Source organism: Sphingobacterium sp. JB170, assembly GCF_900163865.1.
Taxonomy (GTDB): Bacteria; Bacteroidota; Bacteroidia; order Sphingobacteriales; family Sphingobacteriaceae; genus Sphingobacterium.
Genome location: NZ_FUKU01000026.1, coordinates 416,499 through 431,720 on the forward strand (window position 1 = coordinate 416,499; position 15,222 = coordinate 431,720).

Below are 15,222 nucleotides of genomic sequence, written 5' to 3' on the forward strand. Positions count from 1 at the left end.
ATGTTAGATTATTTTTTTTGTAATTCGTGTACGTACATAACAACCTTCCAACGCTCTTCTGGAGACAATTGAGAAGCATGTGATCCCATCGAGTTGTGACCGTAGTAAATCGTATGATAGATTTTACCGTCGGTTAAATCACTCATCGCCCCCCCTCTAGATGAACTTGCAGCATCAGATTTCTGATACGATGGTGGAGGTGGAAAAGTCTCTAATTGACGTGATCCACGTGAATCATCAACTGAACGATCTTTCGTGATCGGCCCATCGCCTTTTCCTTCTTTTCCGTGACATACTGCACAGTATGTCTGAAAAAGCGCCTGACCTTGCGCAAGGTTTGCTTGGGTAACGGCTAATGGATTGGTTAACTCCAGACCTGCGCGTTCATATTCTTCAATAGAATTTGCGAACTCGAAACGCTCAAAACCGATCGGGTTAGTACCTACTGGTGGCAATTGTGCCGTAATTTTATTCTCAAAGTTATTATTGGGTTGATCCGGATTGTATGCGATCGGATCATACATATTTCTCGAGAATTCCCACCCTGCGCTGCGCGATTTACCGTCGCCACAGCTGGATACTACTGCCGCCAAAGCAAGCGCAGCACATACAGATCCAAGAAAACTCTTCTTATTCATAACTAACATATTTTCTTTCATTGTATTTAACCTCAACTGCACCGGCTTCTTTTAGTAACGAATCGATAAGTTCGTGATTAGCATTCTCACTAGCATCAACTGCCAAGATGAACCGATCATCACTCGCCCGCATATCCATCACACGTGGAGCACGACCTGGAAATAAGTGATTTCTATAAAAGAAGGTCGCTACCATACCAAGTGCACACAACAGAATTGTTACCTCAAAAGTAATTGGTACAAAGTTTGGCAACGGCATGGAAGGTTTCCCTCCAATATTCATCGGCCAATCATACGACATCGTGAAGTAAATCAAGCTAAAACCTAAACAGGTACCTATAGCTCCAAAAATGAACGCTGCGATTGGTAAACGAGATGGTTTCACACCTAATTTTGCTTCAATACCGTGAATTGGCATCGGGGTGAAACAATCATATATGCTGATATTGTTTGCTTGCAATTTATCAATCCCTTCCATCATTTCATCGGGATCAGCAAAACTACCTAATATATATTTTGTATTGCTCATTGCTATTATTTTTGTGTTAACGCGTTAATATCTTCTTTTGAAACAGAATCGTACTTCTCAAGTGAATTGGCAAAGTGCTCTACTTGTTCAGCAGGGAATACCCCTTCTTGAGCTAATTTGGTTTTATGTTGCAATGAAGACGATTTCAATAATAATTTAACCTCCGCAATTGCAATACCAGGTAAGAAACGTAAGAACAACAAGAATAAGGTAAAGAACAATCCTATTGAACCCACAAAGATACCAACTTCAACCCAGGTCGGTGTAAACATTGCCCATGATGATGGTAAATAGTCACGATGTAATGAGGTTACGATAATAACAAAACGTTCGAACCACATCCCGATATTTACTACAATAGATAATATCCATGAAATAGGGATACTTGTACGAATCTTCTTGAACCAGAATAATTGCGGCGAGATCACGTTACAAGTCATCATACACCAGTAAGCCCAAGCATAAGGTCCAGCTATACGATTCTCAAAAGCATACATTTCATACTCAGATCCGGAATACCAAGCGATAAATAACTCGGTCAAGTATGCTACACCTACGATCGAACCAGTTACCATGATAATCTTATTCATAGATTCGATATGGAACATCGTAATATAGTTCTCGAAATTCATCACTTTACGCAGAATCAATAATAATGTTTGTACCATCGCGAACCCAGAGAAGATCGCCCCTGCCACGAAATAAGGAGGGAAAATTGTCGTATGCCAACCTGGAATAACAGAAGTCGCAAAGTCCATCGATACAATCGTGTGTACGGAAAGTACTAACGGCGTTGATATACCAGCTAAAATCAATGAAACGATTTCAAACCGTTGCCACGTTTTGACCGAACCATTCCATCCAAAAGAGAGCACGCTGTATATTCTTCGTTTTAAGCCTGATGCGCGGTCACGGACCGAAGCTATATCAGGTAATAGTCCACAGTACCAAAACACTAATGACACGGTGAAATATGTAGAGATCGCGAAAGCATCCCATACTAATGGTGAGTTAAAGTTAACCCATAATGAACCAAACTGATTAGGTAATGGGAAAATCCAGTACGCTAACCATGGACGGCCCATATGCGCTACAACATACGTAGCCGCACAAATAACGGCAAAGATCGTCATCGCCTCTGCCGAGCGGTTAATGGAGTTACGCCAATTCTGACGAAAGATAAGTAATACGGCGGAGATCAACGTTCCCGCGTGACCGATACCAACCCACCATACAAAGTCAGTGATATCCCAGGCCCAGCCAACAGTTTTATTCAGACCCCAAGCGCCGATACCAGTCCAAAATGTGTATCCAACACTGACAACCCATAGCATAGCACCTAAGGAAGCCAAAGTGAATCCGATCCACCAAGCTTTATTCGGTTTATTCTCAACCGGTAGTAAGATATCATCTGTTATTTTAGCATATGTGATATCCTTGCCGGTGATTAAAGGTTCTCTTAATATTGATTCGTTATGCGATGACATAGTTTATTAATTTCAAATTAGAGTAAAATTTACGCTTCAAATGTGTTTCTAACTTTCGTCATGTAACCTATGTTAGGTTGAACATTGATTTCTTCCAACACATAATAAACACGTTCGTTACGTAGGGCTTTTGATACCTCTGAGTCAGGATCATTTACATCCCCAAAGATAATTGCGTTCGCCGAACATGCTTGCTGACAAGCCATTTGCACATCACCGTCTTTTAATTTACGATTTTCAACTTTAGCTTGTAATTTTCCAGCTTGTATACGTTGAATACACATAGAACATTTTTCCATCACCCCACGTGAACGTGTAGTTACATCTGGGTTAAGTACTAATTGTGTAAACTCATTGTTTAAATAGTTATCAAAACGCGAATCGTTCCAGTAGTTAAACCAGTTAAAACGACGAACTTTATATGGACAGTTATTCGCACAGTAACGCGTACCGAAACAACGGTTATATGCCATGTGGTTCAAGCCCTCAGAAGAGTGAACGGTTGCTAATACCGGACAAACAGTCTCACACGGAGCGTGGTCACAATGTTGACATAACATAGGTTGGTGGACCACGGTTACATCTTCGTAATCGTAAGCGTCAGCTTTTGCTATTTCTTTCTCCTTGGTTAATTTACCTTCGGAAGTTTCAAGTGTATAATAACGGTCAATACGCAACCAGTGCATCTCACGACGACGGCGAACCTCGTCACGACCAACAACAGGAACATTATTCTCTACACTACATGCAACAATACATGAACCACATCCAGTACACGCATTCAAATCTATTGCCATGACCCATTTGTGACCAGGCGACTCGAACTTATTCCATAGATCGTATGTTTTATGTGTGTCCGCGAAACGGCCCGATTCCGAATTTGGGTCTTTTAAGTATTTAGCAAACGTTGTCTCACGGACAATGTTACGTCCTTCAATCGTATGGTGTGTCTGCGTTTGTGCCAGTTGATACGTTCCACTCGCTTTAGTAACCGTAGCTTTAGACTCTAACTGTTTAGAACCGTTAGCGAAACGCGCAAATGGGAATGCATTTTGTCCTACTTCGTTACCCGCCTTACCAACTTTTGTACGTCCATATCCTAAAGCAATAGAAACTGTGCCTAATGCTTGGCCTGGCTGTAAGACCACGGGTAGTTCAATAGCATACCCATTAGCCTCAACCTTTACTTTATCATTTTCACCTACTCCTAATTCTTCAGCGAATCTAGGGTTTAGTGCGGCATAGTTGTCCCAAGTTACTTTAGAAACTGGATCAGGAAGCTCTTGAAGAAATGCATTATTTGCATAACGACCGTCGCGAAGTCCCGATGGCTCATATAATTTCAACTCTACCTCTCCCGCAATAGCTTTCGACAAAGTTAGAATTGCTGCCGAAACCGCATTGACATCCACGTTTGCCGAATAGGAAGAACCTGAGTCTGTTCCTTTATAAATGAAACCACTTTGTAATACGTCGTTCCATACCTTACCTGTACCAGCTAAAACATTAGCTTCCCAATTTTCTTTAACGAACTCGTATATATTTGTCGTGCTACCCGCCCAAACTAATAAACTTTGGTCGGCTTGACGGGTATTAAATACAGGGTTGATTGTCGGTTGAACGATTGTGTAATATCCTTCTTTAGAAGAAGAGTCGCCCCACGATTCCAAGAACGAAGAGGTCGGTGCAATAGCTTTAAGCACAGACGCTGTCTCATCTGCACGATCAGAAAAGGAAAGTGTAAACTCGACCTTCGCCAGCGCCGCAGTAACGTCGTCGGCCTTGATATAATCGTAAAACGGATTGGTATTCAAGAAAAATGCGACACCGATTTGACCAGCGTTAGCACTTGCTAGGAACTGTTGGAAATCTGCGTCGGAGCCTTGATACTGTTTTGAGAAGTTATCTAAGTCAATAATAGACCCGTAAGCACCTAAGGCACTATTGATTGCATTAGTTAATAACTGAATATTGACATCATTGGAACCAGCAACAACGACTGCATTTCCTCTGTTCGTAATTAACTCTTTCGCTGCTAACGTAATTGCTGTTTGCGCTTTCTTGTTTGTTACCCCACCAGAAACAGACTGTCCGGTTATCGCATTGAATAATGAAATCAATACTGCTCCCTCTTCTGATGGTTTAATAGCGATACGCACATCCGCATTCGAACCTGTCATGCTTAATCCAGATTCAAACTGAATATGGCGCGACATTTTACCGCTTTTCAACGACTTGCTGTCCCGATTCTTGACATAATCTTGCGTATGCTCCTCACCTGATAACCAGGTACCTAAGAAATCTGCAGCTACAGATACGACAACATTTGCTTGATCAAAATGATAAGAAGGAATTACCGCCTTACCTAGGCTCAATTTATTTGCTTCAATAATACCACTGTAAGAAACAGCATCCACTTGAACGTGATTTGCTGTTGGGTATTTTGATTTGAAACTTTCTATCGCCGCTAAAGTTGAAGGGCTATTCACCGTATTTGATACGATCGAAATTTGTTTCCCTGCGCTTGCCGCTTTATTTAGAGCGGCAATAACCGTTTTATCAAGATCAGCCCATTCAACGTCTTTTCCACCGATTTGTGGATTTTGCAATTTAGACATATCGTATAGGTCTAAAACTGCTGCCGACGTAGTCGCGTCAGTACCTTGGGATAGTCCAACTGAATTAGGGTTCGCCGTAATTGAAATCGGACGACCTTCACGTGTCCGAACTAAAACACTCTGACCATTAAAAGACGAAGCATAAAAATTCGGCACACCCGGTGTTATTTCTTCTGGCTTAATCACGTAAGGCACCGCTTTATGAATTGGCGTGCGATTACAAGCCGCCAATGTTACAGCACCCAAGCCGAATCCCAAAGCTTTCAAGAAGTCACGACGAGGTGTCTTCGTACTTAAGCCTGCTTCATTTAAGACATCTTCTACAGGAATAGGCTCGGCAAACTCTTGCTTACTCTTTTCTACGAAAGCAGGCGTTTGTTGCAGTTCTTCCAAACCTTTCCAATATTTTTTATTGCTATCCATTTAAGCTATATATAAGATTGCGTATTCCTAAAAATAATTATTAATAGTGACATTTACCACACTCAAGACCACCGATCATGGCTGCAGTCATTTTCTCACCTTTCTTAAGTTTTTCGTGTGCTTGAATCAATTGGTCATAATAAGCGTTATCCGAATCAACTTCAGTCGCCTTATGACACTCAACACACCATTTCATTGTAAGTGGTGAATATTGATAAATTTCTTCCATTGTCTCAACTGGACCGTGACAAGTTTGACATTCAACACCTGCAACTACAACGTGTTGCGAGTGGTTAAAATATGCAAAGTCAGGTAAGTTATGTACTCTAACCCATTCAATCGGCGACGTGTTATCTCCGTAAGTACGCGTTTCCGGATCGAAATCAACTGCGTTGTAAATCTTAGCGATTTCCGGAGAAATCTCACCATCATAGTGATCTGATGCGGTTACCGTATTGTGACAGTTCATACAAACATTTGCAGAAGGAATTGATGCATTCTTCGATTTGAACGCACCTCCATGACAGTACTGACAATCGATTTGATTTGCGCCAGCGTGAATCTGGTGAGAGAATTTAATCGGTTGCACCGGCTCGTACCCTTGATGAACACCTACATTCCACAGTGTATTCCACCCAGCGAAAGATAATAACACCACGAACAATAACACCGTGAAACCAACCAACTTCTTATTCTTAACAAAAGCTTTAGCAAACTTCGAAAAACGGCTCTCTTGATAACCTGTATTCGCAGCTTCCGCAGCTTCAATCGCAGCTTGATTAGTCGCAATTATTTTTTCTAAAGAACGAATAACACGATTTAAAACAACGATAATTGCAATAGCTAACACCACCACAGCAACTAAGCCGAGAATCATTAACGTGTTTGCACCTTCCGATTCAGCAGCGCCCGCTCCACCAGCAGTTCCTTCGGCAGGTCCAGCAGCAGCTTTTGCTTCTTCATCTTTCACATACGCAATGATGTTTTTAATCTGGTCTTCCGATAAATCCGTAAAGGAAGTCATCACAAGCTTGTTATTCTCTTCGAACAATCTAACGGCTGTTTCATCCCCCGCAGCAATCATTGCTTGCGAATTATGAATCCAACTAACTAGCCATTCCTCAGGGTGCCTTTCCGACATTCCAGCTAACGCTGGCCCTACCACTTTCTTAGACACAGCATGACACGTTGTACATTTCGACTTAAAGAGCGTCTGCCCCTCTTTAATGTCCTGCGCATGCGCCATCGTAACGGCAAACAACAACATCAAACTGATTGACATCGTCTTTGCAAGTTTTCCCAAAACAGATGAGACATTTCTCATATTTAGCACTTTATACTTTTTATTTGTAATATAAAACATTTAAAACACGTCGTCCAAACGGTTTAATCCCTTCAAACAATGCACAAAAGTATAACTATTTAAGCAATCCCTGACAATTTAATGACTCTAATTATCAATTTAAAACCATTCTAAATAACTCGCTTAAAACAGCGTTAAAACAGGTTTTCACAGGCGATTTAGCTAAATAATAAGAACGGATTTAGGCCGAATTTGAATACCACATTCTTTACACCTAATCTACAATGTTTTGCCAAAAATTTCCGACCTTAGTGTGCATGTATAAATTCTACATTATCGGCATTCTTATTACCCATGCACTCCTGTCTTGCACACGTGCATCGACGATAAAAACAACAATAAATCCAACTGCAAAACAAATAACAATGACAGATACAACGAAACACAATAGACTTACCCAAGAAGAAGAATACGTAATCGTTCACAAAGGAACAGAACGCCCGTTTACAGGTGAACTACTAGATAACGATGCAAACGGCACGTATATATGCAAGCGATGCGATGCACCGCTTTACAATTCCACGGACAAATTCGAAGCGCACTGCGGATGGCCCAGCTTTGATGATGAGATCCAGGGCGCGGTTCGCCGCGAGGTGGATGCTGACGGCCGCCGTGTAGAAATTCTATGCGCCAAATGTGGCGCACACCTTGGTCATGTATTCGAAGGCGAGCAATTCACGGAAAAAAACACACGTCACTGCGTGAACTCCCTTTCCATGAAATTCGTGCCCGCGACTAAATAGACGACTCACGGATGATAAGGCTACACGGGATGGTCAGCTGGCGCACCTCTTTTAATTTTCCTTCGATTTCTGCGATCAACGTGGCGATCAATTCTTTTGTTAAAGCCTCAATATCTTGAGATATGACAGAAATCGAAGGATCATGTAATTTAAATAACGTATGCTCATCAAATGCAACCATCTTCGGCAACGGCACCTTCGCCTCTTTGAGGGCTTTCAAGCCGTCAACCGCTAAATAATTCGTTGCAAACAAAACGGCATCGAGATTATTATCGACAACAAATTCCAAAATCTGGGCTTTGGATTCCTCGTCCGTACCCACGAGATCGATTTTCTTCACAAAAGATTGTGTACGAAATTCATCCATTGCCTCCATATACCCTTCGAGCCGATCGCGCATCTGCGTTTGGTTCGAATACAATGAAATCAATCCCACGCGCTTATTTTTTGCCTCAAGCAAATGCTTAGTCGCATCATAAGCGCCACGCTTGTTATCAGAAACAACATAATTAGTTTCCACGTTGGGCATAAATCGATCGAATAAGACTAACGGAGTGTTATTTTGCTTTATATTCTCGATCGTTGCCTCCAGACCTTCTGATGGGGTAATGATAAAGCCATCCACTTGCCGATCCATAAATAGCTGAATCAATTCTTTAGCCTTCATCTCATCATTATCCATACTACAATATATGATGTGATAACCTGCCTGATACGCTTGCATTTCGATATACTTGGCGACGTTCGAGAAAAACGGGTTCGCAATATCTTCTACCAACAAGCCTAAAATCTTGGTCTGACCCGTTCGCAAACTTTTCGCTAATTGGTTGGGCTTATATCCGACTTTCTTTACATAATCCAATACGCGTTTGATCAATGCGTCACTAATTCTTTTTTCCTTGGCTTTATCATTTAAAATAAAAGACACTGTGGTAACGGAAATACCAAGTGCCTTTGCAATATCGCTTATTAACACACGTTTTTTCATATTTTTCCTTAAGTTTAATAAAGCAATCTACTAAATTTATTTAGCACATAATCAAAATATACCCTGTTTTTTTACTAAAACGAAATACACATCTTTTAAATAACAAACCAAACAACCATATAGAACCTGTTAATAACCGTTATAATTTTAGCAAGTCAGACGCCCACAAGAGAATAACTTTAGCAGATGTTCGCGCACGATCACACCTTGATCAATAGAGCAAGCCATTACGTCATGGATTATAAAAGGTATAGTTATTGATTAGTAAATAGCAGGAGGTAAAATAAATGAGTGATTTCAAAAACATCAACATCCAAGACCTTTCGAACAACGAAGGCACCAACAACGAAAATTTCTACGACACATTTCGTGAAAAACTCAAGGCCGTAGAACAGTTTCCAATGGTTTATCGGTTTAAATTCATTATAAAATCCGATCTACAAAAGGTAGAGGAAGTAAAAGCTATCTTCACCCACCCGAGTAGTAAATTTAGTGAAAAGGCATCGTCTAAAGGGAAATACAATTCCATCACGGTTGAGACTTTTGTCAACAGTGCTGATGAAGTCATCGATTACTATAAAAAGGTTTCAGCGATCGAGTCCGTAATAATGCTTTAAACATTAAGTAAAGCAAAAGGGTATGCCAATATGACATACCCTTTTGCTTTGTAAATAAGCTAAATTAGGCTTCTGGCGCATCTTTCGGTGCACTTCCAGAATTTTGCTTTTCAGGGCGTGGCAACAACACTTTACGAGAAAGCTTCATTTTACCCTGTTTATCGATATCAAGAAGTTTGACTTTTACAATATCTCCCTCTTTAAAAACACCGTCCATACTTTCTAAACGTGTCCAATCGATTTCCGAGATATGCAATAATCCATCTTTTCCTGGAATTACTTCTACGAATGCACCGAACGGCATTATCGATTTCACTTTACCTTCGTAGACTTCACCTACTTCCGGCTTAGCAACGATTGCTTTAATTCGAGATACCGCACCATCAATTGCTTCTTTATTGTCCGCGAACACCTGGACAATTCCTTTACCGTCGATCTCTTCGATAGAAATGGTAGCGCCCGTTTCACGTTGCATCTCTTGAATAATCTTACCACCTGGCCCAATTATCGCACCGATGAACTCTTTATCAATCGTCATCGAAATGATACGTGGAGCATGCGGCTTATAATCTTCTCTCGGCTCGCTGATCGTCTTTTTCATCTCATTTAAGATATGTAGACGCGCTTCTTTGGCTTGATCCAAAGCTTGTGTCAACACTTCCCATTTCAGACCATTAATCTTTAGATCCATCTGACAAGCAACAATCCCTTTTTCGGTACCGGTTACTTTGAAGTCCATATCACCTAAATGATCTTCGTCACCCAAAATATCGGAAAGAATTGCATATTTACCAGACTTTTCATCCGTAATCAACCCCATAGCTATCCCTGAAACTGGCGCTTTCAATTTCACCCCCGCATCGAGCAGAGCCAAGGTACCCGCACAGACGGTTGCCATCGAAGAGGATCCGTTAGATTCCAAAATATCCGATACAACACGAATCGTATATGGATTTTCCGAATCCGCTGGCAACACTTGCCTCAACGAACGCATCGCAAGATTACCATGACCAACTTCACGACGACCTGGACCACGGTTTGGACGCACTTCGCCAACTGAGAAAGACGGGAAATTGTAATGTAAGATGAAACGATTATAACCATGTATAAAAGCACCGTCAACCATTTGCTCACTATCTTTGGCACCCAAAGTAACAGACGTCAATGATTGCGTCTCACCGCGCGTAAATACCGCAGATCCATGTGCATTGGGTAAATAATCAATTTCCGACCAGATCGGACGTACTGTACGTGCCTCACGACCATCTAGACGGATTCCTTCTTCTAGCACAAGGTTACGCACAGCATCGTACTGCACATCATGAAAATATTTTTTAGCCAGGAATTTAGTTTCATCATCTAACTCTTCACCTAAGGTTTCAAAGAAGGCTTGACCAATTTCACCAAACTTTTCTGAACGTTCTTGTTTTGACGATCCTGATTTAGCGATTGCGTAGACTTGGTCATAGGTTGCTGCAAAAGCTGCGGCACGCAACTCATCATTTGATGGTTCATGATTAGATTCGCGTTTCTCAGACGAGCCGACTAACTTAGCAAGTTCAACCTGTGCTGCCACTTGTTTCTTGATCGCATCATGCGCAAAAGCGATCGCTTCCACGATTTCAGCCTCCGAAATCTCTTTCGACTCTCCTTCTACCATGACGATATCTTGCGCTGAGCCAGCAACAATATACTCCAAGGTAGCTCGTCCAAGTGCGATAAGCCCTGGGTTAATAACCAACTGACCATCTATTTTTGCCACACGCACCTCAGAAATTGGCCCATTAAATGGAATATCTGAAACCGCGATTGCTGCGGAAGCGGCTAAACCGGCTAACGCATCCGGCATAATATCTTTATCTGCAGAAATTAACGAAATCGCAACTTGCGTATCGGCGTGATAGGTTTCTGGAAACAATGGACGTAATGCCCGATCTACTAAACGTGATATTAATACCTCATAGTCGGATAATCTCGCCTCACGACGAAGAAATCCACCTGGAATACGTCCAGTTGCCGCATATTTTTCTTGGTAGTCGACCGATAATGGTAAAAAATCGACACCTTCCTTTGCTTCTTTAGAAGAAACGATCGTCGCTAAAAGCATCGTCCCTCCTTGTTTCAATACTACTGATCCATCTGCTTGTTTAGCTAGCTTACCAGTAGATAATTCGATCGGGGCGATTCCATTGCCTAGCTCGATCGTTACTTTCTTTTCGTTGTAACTCATTTTTAATTCATTTCGACATACGGGTACATCTTTCTTAGACGTATGTCATCTTATTTATAGACCTTTATTTTCCACACAAAGATAAAAAATAATCAATTCACTTCCCGCTATTAAAAAGATAAAAAAAATACTAGTACGAAAAAGAGCCACTTACTTTCGCAAATGGCCCTTTAAAATTCTATTTAAAGAAAATTACTTGATAATCTCACGCAAACCTAATCCTTTAATGATAGCACGGTAGCGGTTAATATCTTTCTTGTACAGATATGCTAATAAAGAACGACGTTTACCTACTAACATTTGTAGAGAACGTTGTGTATTAAAATCTTTTCTGTTTTTTTTCAAATGCTCCGTTAAGTGGGCGATTCTCTTAGTGAATAAAGCAACTTGTCCTTCTGTAGAACCAGTGTTTACTGCTGCTCCAGCGAACTCCTGGAAAATTTCAGCTTTGTACTCTTTACTTAAATACATCTCTTGAATAATATTAAAGCGTTAAAAATTTAATTAATTGCATGCAAATATAGGAATTAAAAAAATAAAAAGAGATAATAATCTACTTAAGGACCGTTGTCACCCTCAAAAATATTTATTTTATCGGTGTCTAACCTCAGGGTGACATGCTTAATATTCTTTCGATTATAGGTGTATGTAATATGTATTAAACCATCCTTGCTTTGTATAACCGTCGGGTAGCTAAACTCCCCCTTATCTTCATTTTCTAACACTAATATATCCGTCCAATCCATTCCGTCTTTAGACCAAGCCAATCGAAGTTTTGCACGTCCTTCCCACCACTGATCGCCAGGAGGACCCGGGTTGTAAACGATAAAAATCCTATCGCCTACCCGAATTGCATCCGTCCCGGAATTGGGGTTTAGCAAATTAGTCTTTTCAAGTCTCGACCAATTTTTTCCACGGTCTGTTGACCAAGCGGAGGCAACCACTCCTTCTTTGCTCCGGCACAAAACCTGTAAGCGTCCATCGACGTGCTGAATAATGCTGGGTTGAATCACGTTAAACACGGACGAATGATCGATTGGGTACGTTTTCCAAGTGGCCTGATCATCGTCACTCCATTCAACATGAGCAAACCATCGATCTTCACTAAACTCAACACTAGAAGGCGACAAAACGCTTCCATCCATAAGTTGAAGTGGTCTATTCTTAATCGGGCCGAAGATTCCATTTGGTAATTTTACCGGAGTTGACCAAGTTTCACCACCGTCATCGGATGTTTTAACCATTCCCCACCACTCTCTTGGATTTGGGCCGACCTTATAGTAAAGATAAATTATATGTGTATTGTTCGGTCTGAAAAGAACAGGGTTCCAGCAAGGATATAGTTTTTCGTCTTCAGTCTCACCATTCGCCCACATTTCTGGATCAGTCCATTTTCCATCAATCAATCGTACGCCCCAAATAGCGACATCTTCGCTCCCTTCATGCGTACCTCCAAACCAACTGGCCAATAAGATACCATCTTCAGACTCTTCTAAAGTAGACGCATGACACTGTTCAAAAAACACCCCTTCCTCAAAAAGAAATTCAGCCGACACCACGGCAAACTGTGCATGCAGTGTCTGTATATTGAATACGGTGATAAATAAACCTATAATCCCCAGCGTTCTAGACATTAACCTATTTTGTTTCTAATTGAATAACTGCTGTATAATGCAACTTTACGTTTGGCATTTGAACGCGTAATTTATTCCCTTTCTTCGACCATTTTAGATTACCTTTTACCCAAGTCTGCTTACTTCATTCACTCGTAAATCAGTAGAAATAGAAAATCGAAATAAGAAGGAGCATCAAAAATATCACCGTCGGACAAGTGGAATACGTTCATAACCGTCTCGTCTTTACTCTGCGTTTAATAATAATCTAATTCATTCAAAAAGATAGAATTCATATATGGTTTGATACTCATGAAAATTTTGCAACATTATAAGAAAAGCCACCTCCATGTGGCTTTTCTTATAATGCATTATCGCGTTAAAAAAAATTAATCGACATCCCAAAAGATTTTCGTTTCTCTCGTGTCTTTCGCCCTTACCGCCTCATAATTCTCAGAGTTATTTGAGACCTCGCCTGTTGGGTACAAGAACCGCATTGGCGGTGTTGCGTAATTTGCCAACCCAGCGGTTAAAACAGTAATCTTTGGATAGCCTGTTCGTCTGTACTCTGACCACGCGTGTTGACCTTGCAAGAAACCGTAATGCAACCACTTTTGCGTCAAGATTAACTCGAACTTCGCGGAGGCAGCCCCCGTATAGCTTACCGTTGAATTCTCAATAAAATCATTCACGACATTATCGGCTGGTAACGGTTCTACTTTCAATCCTTCTGTTGCCATAAGATTGTTAAGGTAATAATAAAATGTCACAGACTGTTTGATCGCCATATTGTAAGCGTCTTTCGCAGCGCCATCATCCCCCCAACGCAAATAAGCTTCTGCTTTATTGAAATTTGTTTCCGAGGCCGTCGCTACAATTCCGGGTAGATGCTTATTGTCGAAAAAAGTGGCAGAGTCAATGACCGCATACTTCTGATAATTCGACAACATTTGTGTTTCCGTAAAAGTGATCGGCATAGCATTATATTCTTTATTCTGTACAAACTTGCCATTCGTTGTTACCCCAAATTTATCGTAAAACACCGGAATCCTTGGGTCATCTGCGGGCTTCATTATTTCGTTTAACATATAATCCGAAGCGTAATGGTTAGGCCCTTCGAGTAGCGCATCTCTCAATGTCGATGTATTGGTAGTCAGGGGCTGCAACAGCATATCCAAACTGCCCGGCGAATAGTTTGCAATTCCATTTCCATCTATTAGCGGATAATCAGAAGGGTTGCTCAGCATTTCCATAACCTCTGTCTGTGCCATAGCCTCATCTACATTTGAAATCCTCATCAATAAACGTAACCGCAAAGAGTTTGTATAGCGTCTCCATTTATCGACAACACCTGAACTCAATATATCGTATTTTGAAAAATACGGCGTAGTTTCCGCTGTCGAAAAGAATTCATTGATTGCCTTAAGAGAAGTAATAAACGAATAGTAAAGTTCCTTTTGATCCTCAAATTTCGGTTTCACGATCGTACCATTTCCAGGAAGGCTCCCTGCTTCTGAAAAGGGAATATCCCCAAAATTATCAATCATCTTCGATGCTTCGTCATAGATAATGACTTTCGCAGCCTGCATAAAAATCTCTTGATTTGCTTTTTCTTCCTCAGGAAGTGCATCATATGCGACCTCCATCTTTCTATAAACACCAAGAACGCCTGGCGAATAGAAATCTTTCCAATAATCGTAAGAGTAACCATCGTTTGGTTGATACATATTATTTGAGGGAATGAACGACGCTGTTTGCGTATAGATTGCCTGTCTAGATAAAATAAACGTTCTATAATGCCAATAAGACGGGCGAACTCGATCGTTATTCAAGATATCGGTAAAGAATCCAGGTATACTGGCTTCTGTTGTTTGATCTGGATTTTCGAAGCTATCCTCTAACTCTGTTTTACATCCTGTAAAACAAAAGACAGAAAGCATCAAAAACAATATAATTTGAAATAATTTATTCAT

General features: G+C 40.9%; 12 protein-coding genes. 2 read left to right on the forward strand and 10 right to left on the reverse strand.

Going from position 1 to position 15,222, the window contains the following annotated elements; translation table 11 throughout:
- Nucleotides 1–8: 8 nt before the first annotated feature.
- From FM107_RS07360 to FM107_RS07380, 5 genes are read right to left on the reverse strand one after another with little or no spacing between them, the layout of a single operon-like run.
- Complete coding sequence (locus FM107_RS07360; protein ID WP_086947850.1) at nt 9–659, reverse strand: c-type cytochrome; 651 nt, start codon at nt 657–659, stop codon at nt 9–11.
- On the reverse strand, nt 631–1,167 hold the full coding sequence (locus tag FM107_RS07365) for a DUF3341 domain-containing protein (protein WP_086947851.1): 537 nt from the start codon (nt 1,165–1,167) through the stop codon (nt 631–633). Before FM107_RS07365 ends, FM107_RS07360 begins: the two co-directional genes overlap by 29 nt.
- 5 nt (nt 1,168–1,172) lie before the next feature.
- Nucleotides 1,173–2,654 (reverse strand): NrfD/PsrC family molybdoenzyme membrane anchor subunit, encoded by a 1,482-nt coding sequence (gene nrfD, locus FM107_RS07370; protein WP_086947852.1) that lies wholly within the window; start codon nt 2,652–2,654, stop codon nt 1,173–1,175.
- Nucleotides 2,655–2,683: 29 nt separating this feature from the next.
- Nucleotides 2,684–5,695: a TAT-variant-translocated molybdopterin oxidoreductase gene (locus FM107_RS07375; RefSeq protein ID WP_086947853.1), complete on the reverse strand. Its 3,012-nt coding sequence runs from the start codon at nt 5,693–5,695 to the stop codon at nt 2,684–2,686.
- Nucleotides 5,696–5,735: 40 nt separating this feature from the next.
- Nucleotides 5,736–7,019 carry a cytochrome c3 family protein gene (locus FM107_RS07380; RefSeq protein ID WP_086947979.1) on the reverse strand — a complete coding sequence of 428 codons (1,284 nt, stop codon included), beginning with the start codon at nt 7,017–7,019 and terminating at the stop codon, nt 5,736–5,738.
- Between the two features lie 404 nt (nt 7,020–7,423).
- Here FM107_RS07380 and FM107_RS07385 point away from each other — a divergent pair, with 404 nt between their 5' ends.
- On the forward strand, nt 7,424–7,801 hold the full coding sequence (locus FM107_RS07385; protein ID WP_086947980.1) for a methionine-R-sulfoxide reductase: 378 nt from the start codon (nt 7,424–7,426) through the stop codon (nt 7,799–7,801).
- Here the strand turns inward: FM107_RS07385 and FM107_RS07390 are convergent.
- Nucleotides 7,794–8,789, reverse strand: a complete 996-nt coding sequence (locus tag FM107_RS07390) for a LacI family DNA-binding transcriptional regulator (RefSeq protein ID WP_086947854.1) — start codon at nt 8,787–8,789, stop codon at nt 7,794–7,796. The genes FM107_RS07385 and FM107_RS07390 overlap by 8 nt on opposite strands.
- A 287-nt stretch (nt 8,790–9,076) precedes the next feature.
- Here FM107_RS07390 and FM107_RS07395 point away from each other — a divergent pair, with 287 nt between their 5' ends.
- Nucleotides 9,077–9,406, forward strand: a complete 330-nt coding sequence (locus FM107_RS07395) for a DUF493 domain-containing protein (RefSeq protein WP_086947855.1) — start codon at nt 9,077–9,079, stop codon at nt 9,404–9,406.
- Between the two features lie 64 nt (nt 9,407–9,470).
- Here FM107_RS07395 and pnp read toward each other — a convergent pair whose 3' ends face one another.
- The 4 genes from pnp to FM107_RS07415 form a co-directional block, all read right to left on the reverse strand.
- The gene (pnp, locus tag FM107_RS07400; RefSeq protein WP_086947856.1) at nt 9,471–11,636 is read right to left on the reverse strand and encodes a polyribonucleotide nucleotidyltransferase; all 2,166 of its coding nucleotides are present in this window, start codon (nt 11,634–11,636) and stop codon (nt 9,471–9,473) included.
- A gap of 192 nt (nt 11,637–11,828) precedes the next feature.
- The gene (gene rpsO / locus FM107_RS07405; RefSeq protein WP_086947857.1) at nt 11,829–12,107 is read right to left on the reverse strand and encodes a 30S ribosomal protein S15; all 279 of its coding nucleotides are present in this window, start codon (nt 12,105–12,107) and stop codon (nt 11,829–11,831) included.
- Between the two features lie 86 nt (nt 12,108–12,193).
- Nucleotides 12,194–13,270 carry an exo-alpha-sialidase gene (locus FM107_RS07410; protein ID WP_086947858.1) on the reverse strand — a complete coding sequence of 359 codons (1,077 nt, stop codon included), beginning with the start codon at nt 13,268–13,270 and terminating at the stop codon, nt 12,194–12,196.
- Between the two features lie 368 nt (nt 13,271–13,638).
- Nucleotides 13,639–15,222, reverse strand: a complete 1,584-nt coding sequence (locus tag FM107_RS07415; RefSeq protein WP_086947859.1) for a SusD/RagB family nutrient-binding outer membrane lipoprotein — start codon at nt 15,220–15,222, stop codon at nt 13,639–13,641.